Genomic DNA, 25,683 nt, shown 5'->3' with positions numbered 1-25,683 from the left:
CCCTATAAAAAGAACGCGAGTATCGTTCCTATCCATTCTTTTCCTCTATCAATAATGGAGAGAGGGTTGACATCTTCAAAGGAAAGTAATGAGGAGCGCCCCAAATCTTCCTCGAATTTGCTTTTTACTTCTTGTATGAAATGTTTATCGTATAAAAGGCAGTTGATTTCATGGTTAATATATAAACTTCTCATATCAAAATTAGCAGTTCCGATATCACAAATATGATCGTCTACTATAATAATTTTTGCGTGGAAAAATCCTTGCTGAAAAGCGTAAATATTACAACCAGCTTGTATCAATTTTCGGCAATATGGGAATTTTGCTTCTCGAACGAGGGCGTGATCAGCTTTTTGTGGAACGAGAATAGTTATTTGAACCCCACGTTTTCGTGCTTTTAATAATGCGTTCATAATTTTTTTTCCAGGAATAAAATATGGTGTACCGATAAAGAGTTCTTTTTTCGCGTTTTCGATTAAATGTAAAAATGTATTTTGTAAATAGGCACCATCAGTAGGGATGAAACGATGTAGAACGGTCCCTGGTTGTTGCCTAGGAAAATAAAGAGATGAATCTAATAAATTTTGGTCTGTATCGTCGAGCCAATCATGTAAAAATTGTTTTTGTAAATCTTGTATCCCTTCTCCTGTAAGGCGCAAATGATAATCTCTCCATAACCCTAACTTTTGATTATGCCCTAAATATTCCTCGCCAATATTAAATCCACCAATATAACCAATTTTCCCGTCAATAACTGTAATTTTTCTATGGTTTCTTTGATTGGCAGAAAAGAAAGGAAAAGGAAATTTCACTTTGTGACAAAATGAAAAAGAAACACCATGCTTTTGTAGGGAGTAAATTGCTTCTTTTGATAAATAATGACTTCCAAACCGGTCGAGTAAAAGCCTTACTTCAATTCCCTCTTGTGCTTTATCGATAAGTAACTTTAAAAACTTACGACTTATTTCATCGTTTTTGACAATAAAAAATAAAACGTGCACATGGTGTTTAGCTTGTTTTATATCAGTAAAGAGAGCATCGTACAGATCATTTCCGTATGTATAAAGGCGAAAATCACTTTGACGTAAAGGGAAAGAACGAGAGCGTACATGCTTTAAATGAACAATTCTCCCATATGAAAGGTCGATTATAATCCAGAGAGCGCTGCCTAATAACAAGAGAGATAAGAAAAACATAAGTAAATTCCCTCCTTCACGGTCATTTCACCATCAATTTTTTACAAATCAAAATGTCACTTTATCCCGCTATTTACGGGCAGTAAGCCTCCTACCTCAAAATTAGGCTTACTCAAAGGAGTCAGGCGGGAGGCAACAGCCTGTAAAAGCCCGATTGGTGTGGGCTAATAATCAGTAGGGAATAAACAGCTCCCTATTGATTAAAGTTTCACTTTATAGTTTCACCGAAATAAACAGCTTTATGAAAAAAATGTGTTGTTGTATAACAAAAAACTGTTGACTGAATGCTCACTCATTATATAATGGGAATAGGGGATACAATTCAGAAAATTATATATTTTCGAAGATTCTAAAAAAGAAAGAGGGCTTACAAAGAGAGGGGTAGCATAAAATGAATAGCTTACTAATCATTAATTGGCTGGCTGCCATTGCTGTTATTGCTTATGCGGGATATTTGTTTGTATATCTTATACGAACGAGGATGGCCTACATACAGCTAGGAAAAAAGATCGAATTTGACCGTCGTTTTAAAGAGCGTTGGGATCTTCTTAAGGTCAATGTTTTCGGTCAAAAAAAGCTGCTGAAGGATAAAAAGAGCGGCATCATTCACGTTATGTTCTTTTACGGATTTATTCTTGTCCAATTTGGAGCAATTGACTTTGTTTGGAAAGGACTCGCACCAGGATCGCATCTTCCACTTGGACCACTATACCCTGCATTTACATTCTTCCAGGAAATTGTCACACTTGTTATTTTAATTGCAGTCTTTTGGGCTTTTCATAGACGCTATGTTGAAAAGCTTGTTCGTTTAAAACGTAATTTCAAATCAGGTCTTGTTCTTATCTTTATCGGTGGCTTAATGATTTCTGTGCTACTTGGTAATGGGATGGGAATTATATGGCACGGTGAGGAGCTTTCATGGAGTGAACCAATTGCTTCTGCAATCGCTTACGTTTTCTCAGGGATAAATGAAACCGTAGCCATTTCAGTATTCTATTTCTCTTGGTGGGTGCATCTACTAATCTTGTTAACGTTTTTAGTTTATGTTCCACAATCAAAACATGCGCATTTAATTGCTGGACCAGTTAACGTGTTTTTTGGTCGTCTTTCAAATCCGGGAAAACTTGAAAAAATCGATTTTGAAGATGAAACACAAGAAACATTCGGTGTTGGTAAAATTGAAGACTTTAGACAAAATCAACTTATCGATTTATATTCTTGCGTCGAATGTGGTCGTTGTACAAATATGTGTCCGGCAACAGGAACGGGGAAAATGTTATCACCGATGGATTTAATTTTAAAACTTCGTGATCATTTAACTGATAAAGGAGCAGCGGTAACATCAAAAGCACCGTGGGTTCCGGTTGTTGCTTTTAATAATACACAAGGAAATCAATTAGCGATGATGGCAGCTGGAAAAGGACAACAAGAATCAGCAGCTACAACGCTCGCTTACGATCCGAGTTTAATCGGAGATATTATTACAGAAGAAGAGATTTGGGCATGTACAACGTGCCGTAACTGTGAAGATCAGTGTCCAGTTATGAATGAGCATGTTGATAAAATTATTGATTTACGCCGTTATCTCGTTTTAACAGAAGGAAAAATGGACGCGGAAGCACAGCGCGCGATGACAAACATTGAGCGTCAAGGAAACCCATGGGGTCTGAACCGTAAAGAGCGCGAAACATGGCGCCAAGGTGATGATGAAGTAACCGTTCCAACTGTGAAAGAGAAATCAAAAGCTGGCGAAGAGTTTGAATACTTATTCTGGGTTGGATCAATGGGTTCGTATGACAATCGCAGTCAGAAGATTGCGATATCATTTGCGAAGCTAATGAACGAAGCAGGCATTTCATTCGCGATTCTTGGTAATAAGGAAAAGAACTCTGGAGATACACCGCGCCGCCTCGGAAATGAATTTGTATTCCAAGAGATGGCGACAAAGAATATCGAAGAATTTGAAAAAGCAGGAGTGAAGAAAATCGTTACGATTGACCCTCATGCTTATAACACATTTAAAAATGAGTACCCGGACTTTGGCTTACAAGCAGAAGTCTATCATCATACAGAATTACTAGCCCAGTGGGTGAAGGAAGGACTTTTAAAACCTGTTCATAGTATTGAAGAAACAGTTACGTACCATGATTCCTGCTACTTAGGAAGATACAACGAAGTATATGAAGCGCCACGCGATATTTTAAAAGCAATTCCAGGTGTAAACCTTGTGGAAATGGCACGTAATCGTGAAACAGGAATGTGCTGTGGTGCAGGTGGCGGCTTAATGTGGATGGAAGAAACAGCAGGTTCTCGCATTAACGTTGCTCGTACAGAGCAAGCACTAGCTGTGAAGCCATCCATTATCGGTACAGGATGTCCATATTGCTTAACTATGATTAGCGATGGTACGAAAGCAAAAGAAGTGGAAGAAAAAGTTCAAACTCTTGATGTAACAGAGATTTTAGAACGCTCTGTTATTGGACAGAAGAAAGAAGCAATGTAATTTGTAGGAATGAATACAACTTTAGAAAGAGGTGCAATAATTGCGCCTCTTCTCAACGTAGGAATACCGAGCGAGCGCTCAGCGCTAATAAAGAAAATGGGGGAAATAAACATGAGTAAAACAGTTATTTTAAGTGCTGCAAGAACACCAGTTGGAAAATTTGGAGGAACTTTAAAAGATGTGAAGGCAACAGAACTTGGAGGAATCGCAATTAAGGCAGCGCTTGAAAGGGCGAATGTTTCCGCTAGTGATGTTGAAGAAGTTATATTTGGAACGGTTATTCAAGGCGGACAAGGACAAATTCCATCACGCCAAGCAGCGAGAGCGGCTGGAATCCCTTGGGAAGTGCAGACTGAAACGGTGAATAAAGTTTGTGCGTCGGGGCTTCGTGCAGTTACTTTAGCGGATCAAATCATTCGTACTGGCGACCAATCACTGATTGTAGCTGGTGGAATGGAATCGATGAGTAATAGTCCTTACATTTTACGAGGGGCAAGATGGGGATACAGAATGGGTAACAATGAAGTTATCGATTTAAACGTTGCCGATGGTTTAACGTGCGCATTCTCAGGCATACACATGGGTGTTTATGGCGGAGAAGTTGCAAAGGAAGACGGAATCTCGCGTGAAGCGCAAGATGAATGGGCATACCGTAGCCATCAACGTGCGGTTTCAGCACATAAGGAAGGTCGTTTTGAAGAGGAGATTGTACCAGTAACGATTCAGCAAAGAAAAGGCGATCCTATCGTCGTTGCAAAGGATGAGGCGCCACGCGCGGATACAACGATTGAAAAATTAGCGAAATTAAAGCCTGTATTTGATAAGACGTCAGCAGTGACAGCTGGTAATGCTCCTGGACTAAATGATGGCGGTGCTGCACTTGTATTAATGAGCGAGGACAGAGCGAAGCAAGAAGGAAGAAAGCCATTAGCGACAATTTTAGCGCATACGGCAATCGCGGTAGAATCAAAGGATTTCCCAAGAACACCAGGTTATGCAATTAATGAATTGCTGAAAAAAACAGGCAAGACAATTGAAGACATCGATTTATTTGAGATTAATGAAGCATTTGCAGCGGTAGCAATTGCGAGTACTGAAATTGCAGGGATCGACCCAGAAAAATTGAATGTAAATGGCGGCGCAGTGGCGATGGGGCATCCGATTGGAGCAAGTGGAGCACGTATTATCGTTACACTTATCCACGCACTGAAGCAGCGCGGCGGCGGAATTGGAATTGCTTCTATTTGTAGCGGTGGCGGTCAAGGTGACGCAGTGATGATTGAAGTTCAATAATTAAGATTAGAAGATATATAGTTTATTAAAAATTAAGGGGGAAGAAAGAATGGGTGTACAAAAGATTGTTGTAATTGGTGCAGGACAAATGGGATCGGGAATCGCGCAAGTATGTGCAATGGCAGGATATGATGTGAAAGTGCAAGATTTAAAGCAAGAGCAATTAGATAAAGGGCTAGCTGTTATTTCGAAAAATTTAGCCCGTCAAGTAGAAAAAGGCCGTATGAAGGAAGAAGAGAAAGAAGCGACTTTAAATCGTCTTACATGGACGCTCGATTTCAATAGTGTAAAAGAAGCAGATCTTGTTATTGAAGCAGCTGTTGAGAAAATGGATATTAAAAAGAAAATTTTTGCGAATCTAGATGAAATTGCTCCAGAACACGCAATTTTAGCGACGAATACGTCATCTCTACCAATTACTGAAATTGCAGCGGTAACGAAACGTCCGGAGAAAGTAATCGGCATGCACTTTATGAATCCAGTTCCAGTTATGAAGCTCGTTGAAATTATTCGTGGTTTAGCTACAGATGATGCGGTGTATGAAACGATTGAGGATATTACGAAAAAGATTGGGAAAGTTCCAGTTGAAGTAAATGATTTCCCAGGGTTTGTATCGAACCGTATTTTATTGCCGATGATTAACGAAGCGATTTATACGTTATACGAAGGAGTAGCGACGAAAGAAGCGATTGATGAAGTAATGAAACTCGGTATGAATCATCCGATGGGACCACTTACATTAGCTGATTTTATTGGTTTAGATACGTGTTTATACATTATGGAAGTGTTGCATGAAGGATTAGGAGATAGTAAATATCGCCCATGTCCATTATTACGTAAGTATGTAAATGCAGGATGGTTAGGACGTAAAACGGGTCGTGGTTTCTACGTTTACGAATAAATTCCTCCCTTTATTAAAATAGTGGTCTTACCAAATTATTAAAAAGATATATAGCAAACGGAGGCGAAGTACATGAATTTTCACTTTACTGAAGAGCAACAAATGATGAGGAAAATGGTTCGAGATTTTGCGCAGAAGGAAATAGCTCCCTTTGTTCCTAGTATGGAACAAGGGGTGTTCCCAAAAGAGATTTTGCAAAAGATGGGTGAGCTTGGACTAATGGGTATTCCAGCGCCTGCAAAATATGGTGGGGCAGAAATGGATTTTATTTCTTACATTCTAGCGATTGAAGAAATTTCAAAGGTAAGTGCAACGGTTGGTGTAATTTTAGCTGTACATACGTCAGTTGGAATGAATCCGATTTTGTATTTCGGAACAGAAGAACAGAAGCAGAAATATGTTTCTAAACTGGCGACTGGTGAATACTTAGGCGCATTTGCTCTAACAGAACCGAATGCAGGATCAGATGCAGGTAGTTTGAAATCAAGAGCTGTAAAGAAAGACGATCACTACATTATTAATGGATCGAAAGTATTCATTACGAATGGCGGTGAAGCAAGTACATACATTGTATTCGCTTCTACAAATCCAGAGGCGGGGAAAAGTGGTATTTCTGCATTTATTGTAGAGAAAGATACACCAGGCTTAATCATCGGAAAAGATGAGCATAAGATGGGGCTTCTTGGTTCTCGTACAGTGCAACTTACGTTTGAAGATATGAAAGTGCCAGCCGAGAATTTACTTGGTGAAGAAGGACAAGGATTTAAGGTGGCAATGGCGAATTTAGATGTTGGACGAATTGGAATCGGAGCGCAGGCATTAGGAATCGCGGAAGCGGCGCTTGCATGTGCGATTGATTATGCGAAAGAGCGTGAGCAATTCGGAAAGCCAATTGCGGCGCAGCAAGGAATCGGATTCAAACTTGCGGATATGGCGACTAGCGTAGAAGCAGCGCGATTACTTGTATATAGAGCGGCATCGCTTAGAGCGCAAGGATTACCATGCGGCAAAGAAGCTTCTATTGCAAAATTATTTGCTTCTAAGACAGCTGTTGAAGTTGCGATTGAAGCGGTGCAAGTATTTGGTGGTTATGGTTATACGAAAGATTATCCAGTAGAAAGATTTTTCCGTGATGCGAAGATTACACAAATATATGAAGGAACGAGCGAAATACAAAAGCTTGTAATTAGTCGGGCTTTATAAAAAGGAAGAGGGGGAGACGGGAATGCATTTTAAATTGTCAGAAGAACATGAAATGATAAGAAAAATGGTTCGGGATTTTGCAAGGAATGAAGTAGCACCGACAGCAGCAGAGCGTGATGAGGAAGAGCGATTTGATCGCGCTTTATTTGATCAAATGGCAGAGCTTGGTTTAACCGGTATTCCGTGGCCTGAAGAATACGGTGGAATTGGAAGCGATTACTTGGCGTATGTAATTGCCATTGAAGAATTATCCCGCGTCTGTGCTTCTACAGGTGTAACGTTGTCTGCTCATACTTCACTTGCTGGGTGGCCGATTTTTAAATTTGGAACGGAAGAGCAAAAACAAAAGTTTTTGCGCCCAATGGCTGAAGGGAAGAAAATTGGTGCATATGGCTTAACAGAACCAAGCTCTGGATCAGATGCTGGTGGAATGAGGACGACTGCAAAACGAGATGGAGACCATTACATTTTAAATGGTTCGAAAATCTTTATTACAAATGGCGGCATTGCTGATATTTATGTTGTTTTTGCATTAACAGATCCTGATTCGAAGCAGCGTGGCACGAGTGCATTTATTGTGGAGAGTGATACGCTAGGATTTTCAGTTGGGAAGAAGGAAAGTAAGTTAGGGATTCGCTCTTCACCAACAACTGAAATTATGTTCGAAGATTGCCGTATTCCTGTAGAGAATTTACTTGGGGAAGAAGGACAAGGGTTTAAGATAGCTATGCAAACATTAGATGGTGGTCGTAATGGTATTGCGGCGCAAGCAGTTGGTATTGCACAAGGAGCTTTAGATGCTTCTGTAGAATATGCAAGAGAACGCCATCAGTTTGGGAAGCCGATTGCGGCGCAACAAGGGATCGGCTTTAAACTTGCAGATATGGCAACGGATGTAGAGGCAGCACGTCTTTTAACATATCAAGCGGCTTGGCTTGAATCTGAGGGGCTTCCATACGGGAAAGAATCAGCGATGTCAAAAGTATTCGCAGGTGATACAGCGATGAAGGTGACGACTGAAGCAGTACAAGTATTTGGTGGTTACGGTTATACGAAAGATTATCCAGTAGAGCGTTATATGCGAGATGCAAAGATTACACAGATTTATGAAGGAACACAAGAGATTCAAAGGCTCGTAATTTCTCGTATGTTAACGAAGTAGGAACGAAAGCGTAGGTATTTTCCTACGCTTTTTCCTTCCAAAAAAAATAATAGAGAGAGGTGAAGGCGATGGTTAAACATAACGTACATGCATCCGTGAAAGATGAAAAATTAGTTGCGTTAAGACGTGAACAAATGATTAAAGGTGCGGTGCAACTGTTTAAGCAAAAAGGATTTCCACGCACAACAACGAGAGAAATTGCGAAAGCGGCGGGATTTAGTATCGGAACACTTTATGAGTACATTCGTACAAAAGATGATGTTTTATATTTAGTTTGTGATAGTATTTATGAACACGTAAAAGAACGATTAGAGGAAGTAGTGTGTACAGAGAAGGGAAGTATAGAAAGTTTAAAGATAGCGATAACGAATTACTTTAAAGTGATGGATGAATTGCAAGAAGAAGTATTAATCATGTATCAAGAGGTCCGTTTTTTACCGAAAGAATCACTTCCATATGTATTAGAAAAAGAGTTTCAAATGGTAGGGATGTTTGAAAATATTTTAGAACAGTGTACAGAAAATGGGACATTTACATTAAGTGAAAAGGAAATACAACTTCTTGCACATAATATTTTCATACAAGGACAAATGTGGGGATTTAGACGCTGGGCCCTGCAAAAACTGTATACACTTGAAGAATATACTGAAATGCAAATTAGATATGTACTGCAAGGAGCGCATATGTTTCCGAAATAAGGAATAGACAAATTATAATTTTATTACCATATAAAAGTTTCCCGTTTTTTTTGTAGCATATTTGTGCGAGTTTTGTTTATAATGAATAGTATGGATTTTTTTAGGCAGACCGTTGTATATAAGGTTATATTTGAAGAAAGGAAGTGCCGCATAAGTGAATTTTAAGCAATATTCACCAGAAGAGCTAAAAGAATGTTCAATGATTGAAGTTGTACATAGCGTTTTAGGGGATAAAAGACAAGCAACGACATTCAACGAGTTGGTTCAAGAAATCGCTCAAGTGCTGGGACTATCTCAAGAGCAAGTTAATGCGAAACTCGCACAATTTTATACAGATTTAAACATCGATGGACGTTTCATTAATTTAGGAGAAAATCGTTGGGGGCTACGTAGCTGGTACCCATATGAGCAAATTGATGAAGAAATCTTACCTCAGCCAAAACCGAAGAAGAAACGTAAAGTTGAAGAGGACGGTTTTGACGACTACATCGAAGAAGATGACGATGAATTCGGCGATGCAGAAGGAAATGCAGACGAAGAAGATGTAGAAGATTTGGACAAGGTTCTTGAAGAAGAAGACGCAGATGATGATGATGATGATCTTGATGATTTAGAAGAAGATGATGAAGAATTCGCAGAAGAAGAACTTGAGTACGATGAAACTGAAGAAGAAGAAGAGGAAGAGCGGTAGTTCTTGACTTTTCATTATCGTCCATGTAGAATCATTTTTGGGCTCTTTAAAAAAGGACGATAATACTTTTAAAGTGTAAATATAAAAGAAAATTGCTCCCTACTTATTACTTTATGTGATGAGGGGAGCAATTTTCTTTTTTGTTTTTTGTTTAGAAAATAAAAAGAGTCTAACAATAAGATAGATACAGTGTTATCTACATACGTTGCGCTTTGCAACGGTGATTATATAACAACGAATTAGGAGGGAGCTTTTTCATGACTAAGTATATTTTTGTAACAGGCGGTGTAGTATCGTCTTTAGGAAAAGGTATTACAGCAGCATCTCTTGGAAGACTTTTGAAAAATCGTGGTTTAAACGTAACTATTCAAAAGTTTGATCCATACATTAACGTAGACCCAGGGACTATGAGCCCATACCAACACGGTGAGGTATTCGTAACAGATGATGGTGCAGAAACGGACTTAGACCTAGGTCACTATGAGCGTTTTATCGACATTAACTTAAATAAATACAGCAACGTAACAACAGGTAAAATTTACTCTTCAGTTCTTCAAAAAGAGCGTCGTGGTGAATATTTAGGAGGAACAGTTCAAGTTATTCCTCACATTACTAACGAAATTAAAGAACGTGTATATCGTTCTGGTCGCGAAACAAACGCCGACGTTGTTATTACAGAAATCGGTGGAACTGTTGGTGATATCGAGTCTCTACCATTCTTAGAAGCAATTCGTCAAATTAAGAGCGACATCGGTCGTGACAATGTAATGTACATTCACTGTACGTTAATCCCTTACTTAAAAGCAGCGGGTGAAATGAAAACAAAACCAACGCAACATAGCGTTAAAGAGCTTCGCAGCTTAGGTATTCAACCAAATATTATCGTTGTTCGTACAGAACTACCTGTTTCTCAGGACATGAAAGACAAGCTTGCATTATTCTGTGACATCGATACAAAAGCAGTTATCGAAGCACGCGATGCAGATACTTTATATGCGGTTCCATTATCTCTTCAAGAACAAAATATGGACCAAATCGTTTGCGATCACTTGAAATTAGACAATCCAGCTGCAGATATGACAGAGTGGACTGCGCTAGTTAATAAAGTACGTAACCTTTCTAAGAAAACAAAAATCGCTCTTGTTGGTAAATACGTAGAGCTTCAAGATGCATATATCTCTGTTGTAGAAGCACTTCGTCATGCAGGTTACTCTTTCGATACAGATGTAGAAGTGAAATGGGTAAATGCTGAGCATGTAACAGCAGAAAATGTAAAAGAATTAGTAGGAGACACAGATGGTATCCTTGTACCAGGTGGCTTCGGCGATCGTGGTGTAGAAGGTAAAATCGTTGCGATTCAATATGCTCGTGAAAACAAAGTTCCATTCTTAGGAATTTGCTTAGGTATGCAACTTGCATCGATTGAATTTGCACGTAACGTATTAGGATTAGAGGGAGCTAACTCTTCTGAAATTAATCCTGACACACCTTATGCAATCATCGACTTATTACCAGAACAAAAAGATGTAGAAGACTTAGGTGGTACACTTCGTCTTGGTCTATATCCATGTAAGCTTGCTGAAGAAACAAATGCTTACAGAGCTTACAGTGAGCCGGTTGTATATGAGCGTCATCGTCATCGTTATGAGTTCAACAATCAATTCCGTCCGGATATGGAAAAAGCAGGATTTGTATTCTCTGGTACAAGCCCAGACGGCCGTCTAGTTGAAATCATTGAATTAAAAGACCACCCTTGGTTCGTGGCAGCACAGTTCCATCCAGAACTTGTATCTCGTCCAAACCGTCCACAACCATTGTTCCATGATTTCGTAAGTGCTTCTATTACGAATAAAGAGAGCAAGTAATAAAAAAAAGCGCCTGAAATAGGGCGCTTTTTTTAATATTCATTTAACATTTCATCAATTGTAAATTTCAATCCGTGATAAGCAAATAAAGCTATAATTAAACTTGGGAATCCATAGCGGTTACCCTCATCATCTGGAATAAGACCCTTTAACAGTTTTATATCAATATGTACATCTGTATATTGTTCTAACGATTCGGGACTTTCATGAACAGCTGAGATACCAACGATAGATTGACCTTCTTCTTGAAGTTTTTTTGCAATCGTCACAACCTCTTCATCTGTTGAAAAACGACTAATAAGAAGTACGCGGTCCGCAGAAGTCACTGCCGCCAGTTCACCGTTTTCTATTAAGCGTTTTGCTTGTTTCATTGGTTCAGCGCCAAATAATGCTTCTGAAACAACGCCCTCCATTTCGTTTGTACCATGCAAGTAAATGAAGCCATCGCCAACTAACGCTTGGGCAAGTAGACGAGCGCTATCTTCTATATTCATGTCCTCTTTTTGAGAAATTTTGGAGAAATATCCACTTAATTGAGTTGAGAAAATTTTTAACATGTTGTTGCTCCTTTCTTTCGTGTTAGTTGGTTCCCATTATAGCTTATTTTTTTTTGAAAGGGGAAATAGTAGGTGGCATAACAAAATAGGAAACGGTAAAATAAGAAAGAACAGGAAGGAATTTGGCAAAGAATAGCGAAAATAAATCGATAAGATATAAGAAGCTTTAAATCTTGTACTTACACAGAGAGGTTGGGAGTTATGGAAGGGAAAATTTTAATCGTTGATGATCAATATGGCATTCGTGTTTTATTGCATGAAGTGTTCCAAAAAGAAGGTTACCAGACATTCCAAGCAGCGAATGGATTTCAAGCTTTAGATATCGTTAAAAAAGATAATCCGGATTTAGTAGTGTTAGATATGAAAATTCCAGGTATGGATGGTATAGAGATTTTAAAACATGTAAAAGAAATTGATGAGAGTATTAAAGTGATTTTAATGACTGCTTATGGAGAATTAGATATGATTCAAGAAGCGAAAGATTTAGGTGCTTTAATGCACTTTGCTAAACCGTTTGATATTGATGAAATTCGTCAAGCAGTGAGAAATCAGCTTGCTGTAGAGGCGTAAAAATGAATTTTTTATAAAAAATATGGAAAAAAGCGTTTACATGGACTATTGAGCAGGTGAATACGGTTGAGTTTTTGAGTACAAGTTGTTATCCTATTGAGTGTAGAAAGAAGTCCGGTATGTAAATATACATATTTTACCTTATTCTGGTCATACTACCAGCGATAAGAATTTATCGGATACAAAAAACGTTTTTTAGGAGGATTCACCATGCCTTTAGTTTCTATGAAAGAAATGCTAAACACAGCACTAGAAGGAAAATACGCAGTTGGTCAATTCAACATGAACAACTTAGAGTGGACTCAAGCTATCTTAGCTGCTGCGGAAGAAGAAAAATCTCCTGTAATCTTAGGTGTATCTGAGGGTGCAGCTCGTCATATGACTGGTTTCAAAACAGTTGTAGCTATGGTTAAAGCTTTAATCGAAGAAATGAACATCACTGTTCCTGTAGCGATTCACCTTGACCATGGTTCAAGCTTCGAAAAATGTAAAGAAGCAATCGATGCAGGTTTCACATCTGTAATGATCGACGCTTCTCACCACCCATTCGATGAAAACGTTGAAACTACTAAAAAAGTGGTAGAATATGCACATGCTCGTAATGTATCTGTAGAAGCTGAGCTTGGTACAGTTGGCGGACAAGAAGATGACATTATCGCTGAAGGCGTTATCTACGCTGATCCTGAAGAGTGTAAACACCTTGTTGAAGCAACAGGTATCGATTGCCTAGCTCCAGCTTTAGGTTCTGTACACGGTCCTTACAAAGGTGAGCCTAACTTAGGATTCAAAGAAATGGAACAAGTTCGCGACTTCACTGGCGTACCTTTAGTATTACACGGTGGTACTGGTATCCCAACTGCTGATATCGTAAAAGCTATTTCTTTAGGTACTTCAAAAATTAACGTAAACACTGAGAACCAAATTGAGTTTACAAAAGCTGTTCGTGAAGCATTAAGCAAAGACCAAGAAGTTTACGATCCTCGTAAATATATTGGACCTGGCCGCGACGCTATCAAAGCAACTGTTGCTGGTAAAATGCATGAGTTCGGTTCTAACGGTAAAGCGTAAGAATAAAATTCCGTTTTGGAAACCGTCTAGTCTTTTAGACGGTTTCCTTTCGTTGTATAATGAAAGCGTGAACAAGTCTAAAGATTTTATAAAGTGAATTTTTAGGCTGCAAATATAGAAAATAATGTGCATAGTCCTATTAATAAATGTGATAAGTATCTGAATTGATGAATTAGATTCGATGAATAGTTAATTTTCATCTATTTGTACAGCATGGGAACTACAGGTGATGGTTTTCTACTTATTGAGGTTTAGGGTGGAAAGAGGGATTGAGATTCTTAAGGGGAGCCTTCTATTACTTCTTATAAAGAAGTAATAGAAGGTAAATACATTCACAAGAAGGGAGCTCAATATGGAAAAATTGCTAGTCGAAGGCGGAAGAGCTTTAAATGGAACAATTCGCGTGAGTGGTGCAAAGAACAGTGCTGTTGCATTAATTCCAGCGACGATTTTAGCAGATACTCCAGTAACTATTGGTGGCGTTCCTAATATTTCGGATGTGAAAATGTTAGGAGACTTACTAGAGGAAATTGGAGGGAAAGTAACTTATGGGCAGGAGGAAGAGATGGTAGTAGATCCTTCTAACATGGTTGCGATGCCTTTACCAAATGGAAAAGTGAAAAAATTGCGCGCCTCGTATTACTTAATGGGTGCAATGCTTGGCCGTTTTAAAAAAGCTGTTATTGGGCTTCCAGGTGGATGTCATTTAGGGCCGCGACCGATTGATCAGCATATTAAAGGGTTTGAAGCATTAGGTGCACATGTTACAAATGAACAAGGTGCCATTTATTTAAGAGCAGATGAACTACGTGGAGCGCGTATTTATTTAGATGTTGTTAGTGTAGGAGCGACGATTAATATTATGCTAGCGGCTGTACGAGCGAAAGGTAGAACTGTTATTGAAAATGCAGCGAAAGAACCAGAGATTATTGATGTAGCTACATTGTTAACGAGTATGGGAGCGCGTATTAAAGGTGCTGGTACAGATGTAATCCGAATTGATGGTGTGGATTCTTTACATGGTTGTCACCACACTATCATTCCAGACCGTATTGAAGCTGGTACGTATATGATTTTAGGGGCAGCGTCAGGAGGAGAAGTAACGGTTGATAACGTTATTCCTCAGCATTTAGAATCTGTTACTGCGAAGCTAAGAGAAGCTGGTGTTCAAGTTGAAACAAGCGATGATCAAATTACAGTGAACGGCAATAGAAGGTTAAAAGTAGTTGATGTAAAAACGCTTGTATATCCAGGATTTCCAACAGATTTACAACAGCCGTTTACAACGCTTTTAACAAAAGCGCATGGGACAGGAGTTGTAACTGATACAATTTACAGCGCGCGTTTCAAGCATATTGATGAATTGCGCCGTATGAACGCACAAATTAAAGTAGAAGGCCGTTCAGCAATTGTGACTGGACCCGTTTTATTGCAAGGCGCGAAGGTGAAAGCGAGTGACTTACGAGCTGGTGCGTCCCTTGTTATTGCGGGTTTAATGGCAGATGGCATTACAGAAATAACGGGACTGGATCATATTGATCGAGGTTACGAAAATATAGTAGACAAGCTTAAAGGGCTTGGTGCAAACATTTGGCGAGAACAAATGACAAAGCAAGAAATTGAAGAAATGAAGAACGCATAAAGTGAAGCTTTAATCAGTATGGGGCATCCCCCACTGATTATTAGCCCTCACCAATTGGGATAAGGTGGTGATACTTCCGTTAATGGGGAGCGAAGAATCACTACGGACGGAAGTGCACTTTATAGAAAAACACGGTTCACAAAATACGGCAGAAATATAAAGACTTAAAGGAGAGGGATTATTGTGGAAAGAAGTTTATCTATGGAGTTAGTACGTGTAACAGAGGCTGCAGCATTATCATCAGCGCGTTGGATGGGGCGCGGAAAAAAAGATGAGGCAGACGGTGCAGCAACATCAGCTATGCGTGATGTATTTGATACAATTCCGATGAAAGGTACAGTTGTAATTGGCGAAGGTGAAATGGATGAAGCGCCAATGCTATATATCGGAGAGAAATTAGGTACAGGATATGGACCACGCGTAGACGTTGCAGTTGATCCTTTAGAAGGGACAAACATCGTAGCAGCTGGCGGCTGGAATGCACTTGCTGTTATTGCAATTGCAGATCACGGTAATTTGTTACATGCTCCTGACATGTACATGGATAAAATAGCGGTTGGCCCAGAAGCAGTTGGGGCAGTTGATATCAACGCACCTATTATCGACAACTTACGTGCCGTTGCGAAAGCGAAAAATAAAGATATTGAAGATGTTGTAGCGACAGTTTTAAATCGTCCACGTCACCAAGCAATTATTGAAGAAATTCGTAAAGCTGGTGCTCGTATTAAGTTAATTAACGATGGAGATGTAGCTGGAGCAATCAATACAGCATTCGACCGTACCGGTGTAGATATTCTATTCGGTTCTGGTGGAGCGCCTGAAGGTGTATTAGCAGCAGTTGCATTAAAATGCTTAGGTGGAGAAATTCAAGGAAAGCTCTTACCACAAGACGAAGCTGAATTAGAACGTTGTAAAAAAATGGGCATTGAAGATATAAATCGCATCCTTCGTATGGAAGACTTAGTAAGAGGTGACGATGCAATCTTTGCAGCAACAGGTGTAACAGACGGGGAACTACTACGAGGCGTTCAATTTAAAGGTAGCGTAGGAACAACACAATCCCTTGTTATGCGTGCGAAATCAGGTACAGTACGCTTTGTAGATGGCCGCCATAGCTTAAATAAAAAACCGAATTTGGTTATTAAGTAAAAAGCGGAGGTGGCTCGTTTAGAAGGGGAAGGCATTGGAGCTCCTGACGAAGAGGCGTTTTTTGCCTCGCAGGAAGGGGTGAAATGGCTGACCCTTCTAGCCACCGGAGCTGGATTAAATAAAAAGCGTAAGCAGCTCGTTCAGAATCGCAGGAGGATGGAGCTTCTGACGTAGAGGCGCTTTTTGCCTCGTAGGAAGACGCGAAGCCACCGGAGATTCTAGCTGCTGGAACTGGATTAAATAAGAGCGAAAATGGCTTATCTATTCTTCCTCATAATAGGGTGAGTAGAAAAAAGAAAGAAATATGAAAAGCGAAGACAAATTTTCTTGTCTTCGCTTATTGTATTTGTGTTTCAACGTATTGATTAAAACTAGATAAAAGGGTTACAATAGTGAATATTATCCTACTTGAACTTATTGCCTTTCATTATTATTTATTTGCCTTCCGTATTTTTTCCCTTTACCCATGTGAAAAGAGAATAACGTTAAAGTGTGGTGTCTGAATGAATTTGTCAATTGCAGCATTAGAAAACATGAAATTAAAAGAGTTATACGAGCTTGCGAAAGAATTTAAGATTTCGTATTACAGCAAGTTAACGAAAAAAGAGCTGATTTTCGCTATCTTAAAAGCTCGAGCAGAAAAAGAAGGTTTCTTTTTCATGGAAGGCGTATTAGAAATTATTCAATCAGAAGGATTTGGATTCTTACGTCCTATCAATTATTCTCCAAGCTCAGAAGATATTTATATCTCGGCTTCGCAAATTCGTCGTTTCGATTTACGTAATGGAGATAAGGTTTCTGGTAAAGTACGACCTCCGAAAGAAAATGAACGCTATTTTGGATTATTACAAGTTGAAGCTGTAAACGGAGATGATCCAGACTCAGCAAAAGAGCGTGTGCATTTCCCTGCATTAACACCGTTATACCCAGATCGCCAAATGAAGCTGGAAACGGAAACGAAAAAGTTACCGACACGCATCATGGATTTAATCGCACCAGTTGGATTTGGACAACGTGGTTTAATTGTCGCGCCTCCAAAGGCTGGTAAAACAAGTCTGTTAAAAGAAATTGCACATAGTGTCACAACAAATCATCCGGAAGCAGAATTAATTGTACTTTTAATTGATGAGCGTCCAGAGGAAGTAACAGATATTGAACGTTCTGTTAAAGGTGACGTTGTAAGCTCTACTTTTGATGAAGTACCAGAAAATCATATTAAAGTAGCTGAGCTTGTATTAGAGCGTGCAATGCGTCTTGTAGAGCATAAAAAAGACGTTGTCATCTTAATGGATAGTATTACCCGTTTAGCGCGTGCTTACAACCTTGTTATTCCGCCAAGTGGTAGAACTTTATCAGGTGGTATTGATCCAGCGGCTTTCCATAGACCGAAGCGTTTCTTTGGGGCTGCACGTAATATCGAAGAGGGCGGTAGCTTAACAATTTTAGCAACAGCGCTTGTTGATACAGGTTCTCGTATGGATGATGTAATTTACGAAGAATTTAAAGGAACTGGAAATATGGAACTTCATTTAGATCGCTCATTAGCTGAGCGTCGTATCTTCCCGGCGATTGATATTCGTCGCTCTGGTACGCGTAAAGAAGACCTATTAATTCCGAAAGAACATTTAGACAAGCTGTGGGGTATTCGTAAAACAATGCGTGATACACCAGACTTTGTTGAAGGCTTCTTACGTAAACTTCGTCAAACAAAGACAAATGAAGAATTTTTACAAAACATTGTTGCAGACTCAAAAAGATATGTGACAACTAAGTAAAGGGAAAAGATTGGGACTCGCTTATTTCGTAGTAAGCGAGTTTTTTATGCTTTTAAGGGAATATTAGAGAGTAATATATGGGAAAAATTTGTTTTTTGAAATGAAAATCATATTTTGTGTTAGAGCTCCAGTGCCCTACGATTCTGGGCGAGCCGCTTGCACTTTAAAGTGTTATCTAGCTCCAGCGGCTAAAATCTCCGGTCATTTCGCTCTCTCGCTCGAAGCAAAAAGCGCTTCAAGGTCGAGAGCTTGAAATGTCCTAGGTTCTTAATTAATATCCAGTTCCGGTGGCTAGCTCTTCGCATCTAAGAACCTTCCGCCCGAAAGGTAAAAAGCACCTTTAGGGCGAAAGAACCTTAGCTGGTCAGAGCTGAGCGAGCCACCTCCACTTTAAATTTCAAAAGACAAAAACAGGTAGTTGCAAAATGGAGTTAGCCTTGTTATAATTTCATCATATGTGTTTCATCAATATAGTTGTGTAAGCAGCTGAAGATGAAAAACTCTGTTTCGAAAATGATTCAGGGCGGAAGGAGATGAAAAGAATGAAAGCAGGAATCCATCCAAATTACAATAAAGTTGTATTTATGGACACGAACACAGGCTTCAAATTCTTAAGCGGGTCTACTAAAGGCTCTAGCGAAACTGTTGAGTGGGAAGATGGTAACACTTATCCATTACTAAAAATTGAGATCAGTTCTGATTCTCACCCATTCTACACTGGACGTCAGAAGTTTGCTACTGCAGACGGACGTGTTGACCGCTTCAATAAGAAATACGGCATCAAGTAATAAAGAACATAAAACAGGCAAGTGTATGTATTCGCTTGTCTGTTTTTTTTGCGAAAATATTAAACCTTTACCCTACTTTGGATTAGGAAAGTAGATGAAAGGAGAGCTCAATGTACTTAATGAATCAAAATGGTTGGATTGAAGTGATTTGCGGGAGTATGTTTTCTGGAAAATCAGAAGAGCTCATCCGCCGTATACGCCGTACGCAATTTGCGAAACAACATGCGATTGTATTTAAACCATGTATTGATAATCGTTATAGTGAAGAAGATGTTGTATCACATAATGGATTAAAGGTTAAAGCAGTTCCTGTTTCAGCTTCAAAAGATATATTTAACCATGTAACAGAAGAAATGGATGTTATTGCAATCGATGAGGTACAATTTTTTGATGGGGACATTGTGGAAGTGGTGCAAGTATTGGCAAATCGTGGCTATCGTGTCATTGTAGCTGGATTAGACCAAGATTTCCGAGGTCTACCATTTGGACAAGTTCCTCAGCTGATGGCGATTGCTGAACATGTAACTAAATTGCAGGCAGTTTGTTCTGCGTGTGGATCTCCTGCAAGTCGTACGCAACGTTTAATTGATGGAGAACCAGCGGCATTTGATGATCCAATTATTTTAGTTGGGGCTTCAGAATCGTATGAACCACGTTGTCGTCATTGTCATGCAGTACCTACAAAACAAAGATAAATGAAACTCGCTATGTAGAGCGGGTTTTTTTCGAAAATAGATGAAGATTGGTGGCTCGCTCTTCGCACAGCTAAGAACTTTAGGCAGTCAAAGCCGAACGAGCCGCTTGCGCTTTTAAATATAATCTAGTTCCGGTGGCAAGCTCTTCGTGTCTAAGAACCTCCGCTACTCAAGGTAAAAAGTACCTTTTGTACGAGAGAACCTTAGCCAGTCAGAGCTGAACAAGCCACCTGCGCTTTTAAATATATTATCTAGCTCCAGTGGCTAGAATCTCCGGTCATTTCACTCTCTCACTCGAAGCAAAGAGCGCTTCAAGGTCGAGAGCTCCAATGTCCTGCGATTCTGAACAAGCCACCTGCGCTTTTAAATATAATTTGCGTTTTTTTGATTAAGTACCATATACTATTTGTATTAGATACTAGGATGTAGAGGTGAATGGTGTGTTAGATCGTTTGCAAGCTGTAGAAGATCGTTATGAGAAGTTAAATGAATTGTTAAGTGACCCAGAGGTTATTAGCGATACAAATAAGCTTCGTGAGTATTCAAAAGAGCAATCTGATATGCAGGAAACGGTAGAGGTGTACCGTGAGTATAAAGATGTTCGTGAGCAATTACGAGATGCAAAAGCAATGTTAGAAGATAAGTTAGACGCTGATATGCGTGACATGGTAAAAGAAGAGGTTTCTGAATTAGAAGGACAAGAAAAAACATTATCAGAACGTCTGAAAATTTTACTTGTTCCAAAAGACCCTAATGATGATAAAAACGTTATCGTTGAGGTTCGTGGTGCTGCTGGTGGTGACGAGGCAGCTTTATTTGCTGGTGATTTATATCGTATGTATAGCCGTTATGCTGAGGTACAAGGTTGGAAAACTGAAATTATCGAAGCGAGCTATACAGAGTTAGGTGGATATAAAGAGATTATCTTTATGATTAACGGTAAAGGTGCTTTCGCGAAGCTGAAATTCGAGAATGGTGCTCACCGTGTACAACGTGTTCCTGAAACGGAATCTGGTGGACGTATTCATACATCTACAGCAACTGTAGCTGTATTACCAGAGGCAGAAGAAGTAGAAATTAATATTCATGAAAAAGATGTTCGTGTTGATACATTTGCTTCTAGTGGTCCTGGTGGACAAAGCGTTAATACAACGATGTCAGCGGTACGTTTAACACATTTACCGACTGGTGTAGTTGTATCTTGTCAGGATGAGAAATCACAAATTAAGAATAAAGAAAAAGCGATGAAAGTATTACGCGCACGTGTTTATGATAAGTTTAGACAAGAAGCGCAAGCTGAGTATGATCAAAACCGTAAACAAGCTGTTGGTACGGGAGATCGTTCAGAGCGTATTCGTACGTATAACTTCCCGCAAAACCGTGTTACAGACCATCGAATCGGTTTAACGATTCAAAAGCTGGATCAAATCCTACAAGGTAAGTTAGATGATTTCATCAATGCCTTAGTGATGGAAGATCAGGCGCAAAAGATGGAGGCAGCTGAGTAATGCGTGTCTATGAAGCCCTGAAATGGGCTTCTTCTTTTTTACAGGAAAATGGACGAGATGAAAATGCGGGAGAAATTGTCCTTTGTCATGTATTAAAGACGAACAGAACCGGAATGCTCATGAATATGCGTGAAGAAATAACTGTGGAACAAGAGAAAAGTTTTGCAGAATTTATCCACAAGCACGTAGAAGGTATTCCGATCCAATATATGCTCGGTTATGAAATGTTTTATGGCCGATCATTCTTTGTGAATGAAGAGGTATTGATACCAAGACCGGAAACAGAGGAACTTATAGTTGGAGTGCTAGAGAGAATTGAGCGCCATTTTGGTAATGAGGAGCTTCACATAGCGGATATTGGAACAGGTAGTGGAGCGATTTCTATTACGCTCGCTTTAGAAAATAAAAATCTTCATGTGTATACAGTAGATATCGCACAGGAGTCGATTGAAGTTGCAAAAGAAAATGCAAAAACTTTAGGGGCGGATGTGACTTTCTATCACGGTGATTTACTGTCTCCGTTTTATGAAACGGGTCAGAAGTTAGATGTTGTTGTTTCCAATCCTCCGTACATACCAGAGGAAGATTGGCGTGGTCTTTCTACTGTTGTGAAAGAGCATGAGCCGAAAAGAGCGCTTGTTGGCGGCGAAGATGGATTAGATTTCTATCGTCGTTTTATGGAGGAATTGCCGAATGTATTACAGAAAAAGGCGATTGTGGCGTTTGAAATTGGTGTAGGGCAAGGTGAAGATGTGAAAGCATTATTACAGCAAACTTTCCCGCACGCTCACGTTGAAGTTGTCTTTGATATTAATGGAAAAGATCGTATGGTATTTGCAGAGATAGAGTAAGGCATAAGCCTTACTCTATTTTTTGTATGAAAAATTCGTAACTACTCCGCCATACATAGCCAGTCCCTCTCGACCATTTAAAAAAATGTTTTTCTGTCGGTTTTTCATAGAGTGGCTGAGTAGTTACAAAAATTTATATAGATTTTGAATTTAATAGTTTAGAAAGAAGTAACTCTGTCCACACTGTTTCTAGAGGGGACGGTGGAGGAAATGAAAAAACAAGTTATTGCTTATTTTCTTTTATTATTAATTGGTGCACAGTTACTCGTGCAGTTTGGATATATGAAAGCTGATGCAAAAGGGCCTGCTGTTATTCCGAAAGAGGCCGTTCGATTACGTATTTTAGCTAATAGTGATTCCGATAAAGATCAGGCATTAAAACGTAAAGTACGTGATGAAGTGAAAGCGCAAATCGATGGATGGGTAGCGGATTTAACGTCGTTTGAAGAAGCTCGAAAAGTAATTCAAAATCATATTCCTGAAATTGAAAAGACAGTGGCAAAGACGCTGAAAAGAGAAGGAAGTAAAGAGGCGTTTCAAGTGAAATTCGGTAAGAACGTGAAGTTTCCTACAAAGGTATATGGAAATTTTATTTATCCAGCAGGAGAATATGAAGCGGTACTTATTACAATTGGAAAAGGGGAAGGTGCAAACTGGTGGTGTGTATTATTTCCACCAATGTGTTTCTTAGATTTTTCGAGTGGTACAGCTGTAAGGAAAGAAGAACATGTTGTGAAAGCTGAATCTCCTGAAGAAGAGCAGGTAAAACAACTAGATGAGGAAGTAGTAGATACACAAGAGAAAAAAGAGGATGAGGTGAAAGAAAAGGAAGTTGTAAAGAAGGAAGTAGCAAAAAAAGTAACAACTTCTGAAAAGAAAGTAGTAAAACATGAAACGCAAGTAGAAGAACAGCCTGTAAAAAAAGTAGAAACAAAAACTGTGGAAAAAGTGGAGAAACCTGTGGAGCAAAAACAAGAAAAGAAAAATGAGTATGTAAAAGTAGAAGAGGAAGAAGAAAAACCAGAGGTTAAATTATTTATCGTCGAAGCTTTTACATCTTTATTCTCTAAATAGTACTATTAATAAATCCCTCCTCATATATATATAAACGAGGAGGGATTTACTATGAAGAACGTGTATTTTGCTACGAAAGCAGATGTAGAAAGATTGCATTCTTTTTTCGGACAAGCTAATAAAAAAGATGATAAAATAAATGAGTTGTACGCACAATTTATGATTTTGGAAGAGGCGGGAGAAATACGAGCGGTAATTGGATATGAACAAAGTGGAGAAAATGCACTTATTCGTTCTTGTTTATTCACACCTAATGTGGATAAACAGACTTTCTTATATTTTTTTGAAATGTTTTTGCAGTATATGAAAGAAAAAGATATTCGACAATTGTACTTACTCACAAATCATCCACAATCTGTGACAATCTTTCAGTTTTTTGACTTTGTCATTATAGAGAAAGAGAAAGTTCCAGAGGGAATTCGACAGTTAGAACACTTTTGTAAAAATATAAAAGAGCTAAATGCAATAATACTAAATTGTCAGCTATTCACAAAGTTATCCACGGATTAACAAGGTTTATCCACATTTTGTGGATAAACCTTGTTTGTCTTTTGGATAAATCTCATAGTAAACTAAAAATAGACAAGTATTTCATGGTAGAAAAGGACGTGTGAAAAAATGCATACAAATATGTGGGTTGTGGATAATGTTGTGGAAAGAAAAAAATATTATCCACAATTAAAAGAAGCAGCGAGATTATTAAGAGAAAATGAAGCGGTGGCCTTCCCAACGGAAACGGTATATGGGCTAGGAGCAAACGCAATGGATGATGAAGCGATAGCGAAAATTTTTAAAGCGAAAGGGAGACCGAGCGATAATCCCCTGATTGTCCACATAGGAACAAAATCTCAGTTAGATGGTATTGTAAGAGAAATTCCACCGGTTGCAGAAAAGTTAATGGAGCACTTTTGGCCGGGACCATTAACAATCATTTTACCGAGAAAGGAAGGAATTTCAGAGAGGGTTACGGCAGGTCTTAATACAGTCGGAGTGAGGATGCCGGATCATCCAGTAGCGCTCGCTCTTATTGAAGAGGCAAACGTGCCTGTTGCGGCACCGAGTGCGAACCGTTCAGGACGCCCAAGTCCAACGTTAGCTTCTCATGTGTATGAAGATTTAAATGGAAAAATCGCTGGTATTGTTGATGGCGGGGCAACAGGAGTAGGCGTTGAATCAACTGTAATTGATTGTACGAGCGAGGTTCCAACGATTTTACGTCCAGGTGGGATTACGAAGGAGCAATTAGAAGCAGTGATAGGGAATGTTTCTTTAGACCCAGCTTTAAAGGATGAGAAAGAAAAACCGAAATCACCTGGAATGAAATATACACATTATGCACCGAAAGCGCCACTTAGTATTGTTGAAGGATCACGAGAGTTTATTCAGCTTATTGTGGATGAGAAAAAGAAAGAAGGGCTTAAAGTAGGTGTATTAACGACAGAAGAGTATCAGCATGTGTATAGTGCAGATGTTGTATTGTCTTGTGGTGTTCGAAGCGATTTAGCCAGCGTTGCGACTAAGTTATATGATGTGCTTAGAACATTTGATGCAAGTGAAGTAGATGTTATTTTTAGTGAATCATTCCCGAATGAAGGAATAGGAAATGCAATTATGAATCGTTTAACAAAAGCTGCGGGACATCATATTATCACTGAATGATAATGTACCTTTAGTGAACAGAATATTTCTCCTCGGATAAGCATATTGTGAAGTAGCACGTCCGAGGGGGGATATGAATGACACTTGAACAATTAATACCTTTAATAATTATGGCATTCGCCCTGGGGATGGATGCATTTTCAGTGAGCCTCGGTATGGGGATGGTAACATTAAAGTTAAGACAAATCCTTTATATCGGTATGACGATTGGGATATTTCATATTATTATGCCATTTATCGGAATGATACTAGGACGTTTTCTATCAGAGAGGTATGGGGATGTCGCGAATTTTGCCGGAGCCATTTTATTAATTGGGCTAGGGTTCTATATCGTATATTCGTCTATTTTAGAAGGTGAAGAGACTAGAATTGCTCCAATTGGAATTAGTTTATTTGTATTTGCATTTGGTGTTAGTATAGATAGTTTTTCAGTAGGTCTTAGTCTTGGAATTTACGGAGCAGAGACAATTATTACGATATTACTGTTTGGACTAATAAGTATGTTACTAGCGTGGATTGGTTTATTGCTTGGTAGGCATGTAAAAAATATGCTTGGTACATACGGTGAAATAGTAGGCGGTATTATTCTTGTTGGGTTTGGATTATATCTCCTTTTTCCTATATAATTTTATGTAAGGATAAATTGCTGAAAATGGTATGTAACATTTTTCCCATGGTGGTTACGCCGACTTATCGTTTTGGGCGTTATTTTACAAATTGCGGTTCTCGGCTGGATTAAATTGATTCGTGAATGATGAGATATTTCCTTTTTATACATAGTTTCGTTTGCACTATATTCATTTAAATAAAAAAAACATTATATAGAAAGGATGAG

23 protein-coding genes are annotated in these 25,683 nt (G+C 39.0%); 21 read left to right on the top strand and 2 right to left on the bottom strand.

Features of this window, described 5'->3' with window-relative positions:
* Nucleotides 1-2 precede the first annotated feature (2 nt).
* Complete coding sequence (cls, locus tag KI356_RS11920) at nt 3-1,196, bottom strand: cardiolipin synthase (protein ID WP_212935507.1); 1,194 nt, start codon at nt 1,194-1,196, stop codon at nt 3-5.
* Nucleotides 1,197-1,587: 391 nt separating this feature from the next.
* Here cls and KI356_RS11915 point away from each other — a divergent pair, with 391 nt between their 5' ends.
* The 8 genes from KI356_RS11915 (at nt 1,588) to pyrG (ending at nt 11,512) form a co-directional block, all read left to right on the top strand.
* On the top strand, nt 1,588-3,699 hold the full coding sequence (locus KI356_RS11915; protein WP_212935506.1) for a (Fe-S)-binding protein: 2,112 nt from the start codon (nt 1,588-1,590) through the stop codon (nt 3,697-3,699).
* 9 nt (nt 3,700-3,708) lie between these two features.
* On the top strand, nt 3,709-4,992 hold the full coding sequence (locus KI356_RS11910; RefSeq protein WP_212935505.1) for an acetyl-CoA C-acetyltransferase: 1,284 nt from the start codon (nt 3,709-3,711) through the stop codon (nt 4,990-4,992).
* Between the two features lie 49 nt (nt 4,993-5,041).
* The gene (locus KI356_RS11905) at nt 5,042-5,893 is read left to right on the top strand and encodes a 3-hydroxybutyryl-CoA dehydrogenase (RefSeq protein ID WP_212935504.1); all 852 of its coding nucleotides are present in this window, start codon (nt 5,042-5,044) and stop codon (nt 5,891-5,893) included.
* A 72-nt stretch (nt 5,894-5,965) separates the two neighbouring features.
* Nucleotides 5,966-7,096 carry an acyl-CoA dehydrogenase gene (locus KI356_RS11900; protein ID WP_001009064.1) on the top strand — a complete coding sequence of 377 codons (1,131 nt, stop codon included), beginning with the start codon at nt 5,966-5,968 and terminating at the stop codon, nt 7,094-7,096.
* Between the two features lie 22 nt (nt 7,097-7,118).
* Nucleotides 7,119-8,258 (top strand): acyl-CoA dehydrogenase AcdA, encoded by a 1,140-nt coding sequence (gene acdA, locus KI356_RS11895; protein ID WP_212935503.1) that lies wholly within the window; start codon nt 7,119-7,121, stop codon nt 8,256-8,258.
* 68 nt (nt 8,259-8,326) lie between these two features.
* Nucleotides 8,327-8,956: a TetR/AcrR family transcriptional regulator gene (locus KI356_RS11890; RefSeq protein ID WP_212935502.1), complete on the top strand. Its 630-nt coding sequence runs from the start codon at nt 8,327-8,329 to the stop codon at nt 8,954-8,956.
* 154 nt (nt 8,957-9,110) lie between these two features.
* Nucleotides 9,111-9,647 carry a DNA-directed RNA polymerase subunit delta gene (gene rpoE / locus KI356_RS11885; RefSeq protein ID WP_212935501.1) on the top strand — a complete coding sequence of 179 codons (537 nt, stop codon included), beginning with the start codon at nt 9,111-9,113 and terminating at the stop codon, nt 9,645-9,647.
* 257 nt (nt 9,648-9,904) lie between these two features.
* Complete coding sequence (pyrG, locus tag KI356_RS11880; protein ID WP_002123759.1) at nt 9,905-11,512, top strand: CTP synthase; 1,608 nt, start codon at nt 9,905-9,907, stop codon at nt 11,510-11,512.
* Between the two features lie 32 nt (nt 11,513-11,544).
* On the opposite strand, the gene KI356_RS11875 is transcribed toward pyrG, so the two are convergent.
* Entirely contained in the window at nt 11,545-12,069 is a 525-nt protein-coding gene (locus KI356_RS11875) for a DUF2529 domain-containing protein (RefSeq protein WP_128281734.1), read from the bottom strand.
* A 201-nt stretch (nt 12,070-12,270) separates the two neighbouring features.
* Between KI356_RS11875 and spo0F the strand changes: the two genes are divergently transcribed.
* The 13 genes from spo0F (at nt 12,271) to KI356_RS11810 (ending at nt 25,474) form a co-directional block, all read left to right on the top strand.
* Nucleotides 12,271-12,639, top strand: coding sequence for a sporulation initiation phosphotransferase Spo0F (gene spo0F / locus KI356_RS11870; RefSeq protein WP_000398595.1), 369 nt, complete (start codon nt 12,271-12,273; stop codon nt 12,637-12,639).
* A gap of 210 nt (nt 12,640-12,849) precedes the next feature.
* Entirely contained in the window at nt 12,850-13,707 is an 858-nt protein-coding gene (locus KI356_RS11865) for a class II fructose-bisphosphate aldolase (protein ID WP_212935500.1), read from the top strand.
* 352 nt (nt 13,708-14,059) lie between these two features.
* Nucleotides 14,060-15,349: a UDP-N-acetylglucosamine 1-carboxyvinyltransferase gene (gene murA, locus KI356_RS11860; protein ID WP_128281735.1), complete on the top strand. Its 1,290-nt coding sequence runs from the start codon at nt 14,060-14,062 to the stop codon at nt 15,347-15,349.
* A 183-nt stretch (nt 15,350-15,532) separates the two neighbouring features.
* On the top strand, nt 15,533-16,498 hold the full coding sequence (gene glpX, locus KI356_RS11855) for a class II fructose-bisphosphatase (protein WP_128281736.1): 966 nt from the start codon (nt 15,533-15,535) through the stop codon (nt 16,496-16,498).
* Between the two features lie 503 nt (nt 16,499-17,001).
* Nucleotides 17,002-18,273, top strand: coding sequence for a transcription termination factor Rho (gene rho / locus KI356_RS11850; RefSeq protein ID WP_002123767.1), 1,272 nt, complete (start codon nt 17,002-17,004; stop codon nt 18,271-18,273).
* Nucleotides 18,274-18,815: 542 nt separating this feature from the next.
* Nucleotides 18,816-19,061: a type B 50S ribosomal protein L31 gene (locus KI356_RS11845; protein WP_000643447.1), complete on the top strand. Its 246-nt coding sequence runs from the start codon at nt 18,816-18,818 to the stop codon at nt 19,059-19,061.
* Nucleotides 19,062-19,171: 110 nt separating this feature from the next.
* Nucleotides 19,172-19,756 (top strand): thymidine kinase, encoded by a 585-nt coding sequence (locus KI356_RS11840; protein WP_000281086.1) that lies wholly within the window; start codon nt 19,172-19,174, stop codon nt 19,754-19,756.
* Nucleotides 19,757-20,196: 440 nt separating this feature from the next.
* Nucleotides 20,197-21,264 (top strand): peptide chain release factor 1, encoded by a 1,068-nt coding sequence (gene prfA, locus KI356_RS11835; protein ID WP_002174366.1) that lies wholly within the window; start codon nt 20,197-20,199, stop codon nt 21,262-21,264.
* Nucleotides 21,264-22,115 (top strand): peptide chain release factor N(5)-glutamine methyltransferase, encoded by an 852-nt coding sequence (prmC, locus tag KI356_RS11830; RefSeq protein ID WP_212935499.1) that lies wholly within the window; start codon nt 21,264-21,266, stop codon nt 22,113-22,115. Before prfA ends, prmC begins: the two co-directional genes overlap by 1 nt.
* A gap of 210 nt (nt 22,116-22,325) precedes the next feature.
* Nucleotides 22,326-23,189 (top strand): stage II sporulation protein R, encoded by an 864-nt coding sequence (gene spoIIR / locus KI356_RS11825; protein WP_128281738.1) that lies wholly within the window; start codon nt 22,326-22,328, stop codon nt 23,187-23,189.
* A 51-nt stretch (nt 23,190-23,240) separates the two neighbouring features.
* Nucleotides 23,241-23,699, top strand: a complete 459-nt coding sequence (locus tag KI356_RS11820; RefSeq protein WP_098776018.1) for a GNAT family N-acetyltransferase — start codon at nt 23,241-23,243, stop codon at nt 23,697-23,699.
* A 108-nt stretch (nt 23,700-23,807) separates the two neighbouring features.
* Nucleotides 23,808-24,848 (top strand): L-threonylcarbamoyladenylate synthase, encoded by a 1,041-nt coding sequence (locus KI356_RS11815; RefSeq protein ID WP_128281739.1) that lies wholly within the window; start codon nt 23,808-23,810, stop codon nt 24,846-24,848.
* A 77-nt stretch (nt 24,849-24,925) separates the two neighbouring features.
* Complete coding sequence (locus KI356_RS11810) at nt 24,926-25,474, top strand: manganese efflux pump MntP (protein ID WP_128281740.1); 549 nt, start codon at nt 24,926-24,928, stop codon at nt 25,472-25,474.
* The last annotated feature ends 209 nt before the right edge of the window (nt 25,475-25,683 follow it).

Source organism: Bacillus hominis, assembly GCF_018332515.1.
Lineage (GTDB): Bacteria > Bacillota > Bacilli > Bacillales > Bacillaceae_G > Bacillus_A > Bacillus_A hominis.
Note: the sequence above shows the minus strand (reverse complement) of the source record. Positions and strands in the feature narration are given on the sequence as shown.

What these genes read in the sequence shown, in the direction of transcription:
- KI356_RS11845 (WP_000643447.1), top strand. Translation starts at nt 18,816, where the DNA reads ATGAAAGCAGGAATCCATCCAAATTACAATAAAGTTGTATTTATGGAC.
- acdA (WP_212935503.1), top strand. Translation starts at nt 7,119, where the DNA reads ATGCATTTTAAATTGTCAGAAGAACATGAAATGATAAGAAAAATGGTT.
- KI356_RS11905 (WP_212935504.1), top strand. Translation starts at nt 5,042, where the DNA reads ATGGGTGTACAAAAGATTGTTGTAATTGGTGCAGGACAAATGGGATCG.
- KI356_RS11875 (WP_128281734.1), bottom strand. Translation starts at nt 12,069, where the DNA reads ATGTTAAAAATTTTCTCAACTCAATTAAGTGGATATTTCTCCAAAATT.
- KI356_RS11840 (WP_000281086.1), top strand. Translation starts at nt 19,172, where the DNA reads ATGTACTTAATGAATCAAAATGGTTGGATTGAAGTGATTTGCGGGAGT.
- KI356_RS11910 (WP_212935505.1), top strand. Translation starts at nt 3,709, where the DNA reads ATGAATACAACTTTAGAAAGAGGTGCAATAATTGCGCCTCTTCTCAAC.
- cls (WP_212935507.1), bottom strand. Translation starts at nt 1,196, where the DNA reads ATGTTTTTCTTATCTCTCTTGTTATTAGGCAGCGCTCTCTGGATTATA.
- KI356_RS11915 (WP_212935506.1), top strand. Translation starts at nt 1,588, where the DNA reads ATGAATAGCTTACTAATCATTAATTGGCTGGCTGCCATTGCTGTTATT.
- rho (WP_002123767.1), top strand. Translation starts at nt 17,002, where the DNA reads ATGAATTTGTCAATTGCAGCATTAGAAAACATGAAATTAAAAGAGTTA.
- KI356_RS11820 (WP_098776018.1), top strand. Translation starts at nt 23,241, where the DNA reads ATGAAGAACGTGTATTTTGCTACGAAAGCAGATGTAGAAAGATTGCAT.
- KI356_RS11900 (WP_001009064.1), top strand. Translation starts at nt 5,966, where the DNA reads ATGAATTTTCACTTTACTGAAGAGCAACAAATGATGAGGAAAATGGTT.
- KI356_RS11815 (WP_128281739.1), top strand. Translation starts at nt 23,808, where the DNA reads ATGCATACAAATATGTGGGTTGTGGATAATGTTGTGGAAAGAAAAAAA.
- murA (WP_128281735.1), top strand. Translation starts at nt 14,060, where the DNA reads ATGGAAAAATTGCTAGTCGAAGGCGGAAGAGCTTTAAATGGAACAATT.
- KI356_RS11810 (WP_128281740.1), top strand. Translation starts at nt 24,926, where the DNA reads ATGACACTTGAACAATTAATACCTTTAATAATTATGGCATTCGCCCTG.
- spoIIR (WP_128281738.1), top strand. Translation starts at nt 22,326, where the DNA reads ATGAAAAAACAAGTTATTGCTTATTTTCTTTTATTATTAATTGGTGCA.
- KI356_RS11865 (WP_212935500.1), top strand. Translation starts at nt 12,850, where the DNA reads ATGCCTTTAGTTTCTATGAAAGAAATGCTAAACACAGCACTAGAAGGA.
- pyrG (WP_002123759.1), top strand. Translation starts at nt 9,905, where the DNA reads ATGACTAAGTATATTTTTGTAACAGGCGGTGTAGTATCGTCTTTAGGA.
- KI356_RS11890 (WP_212935502.1), top strand. Translation starts at nt 8,327, where the DNA reads ATGGTTAAACATAACGTACATGCATCCGTGAAAGATGAAAAATTAGTT.
- spo0F (WP_000398595.1), top strand. Translation starts at nt 12,271, where the DNA reads ATGGAAGGGAAAATTTTAATCGTTGATGATCAATATGGCATTCGTGTT.
- prmC (WP_212935499.1), top strand. Translation starts at nt 21,264, where the DNA reads ATGCGTGTCTATGAAGCCCTGAAATGGGCTTCTTCTTTTTTACAGGAA.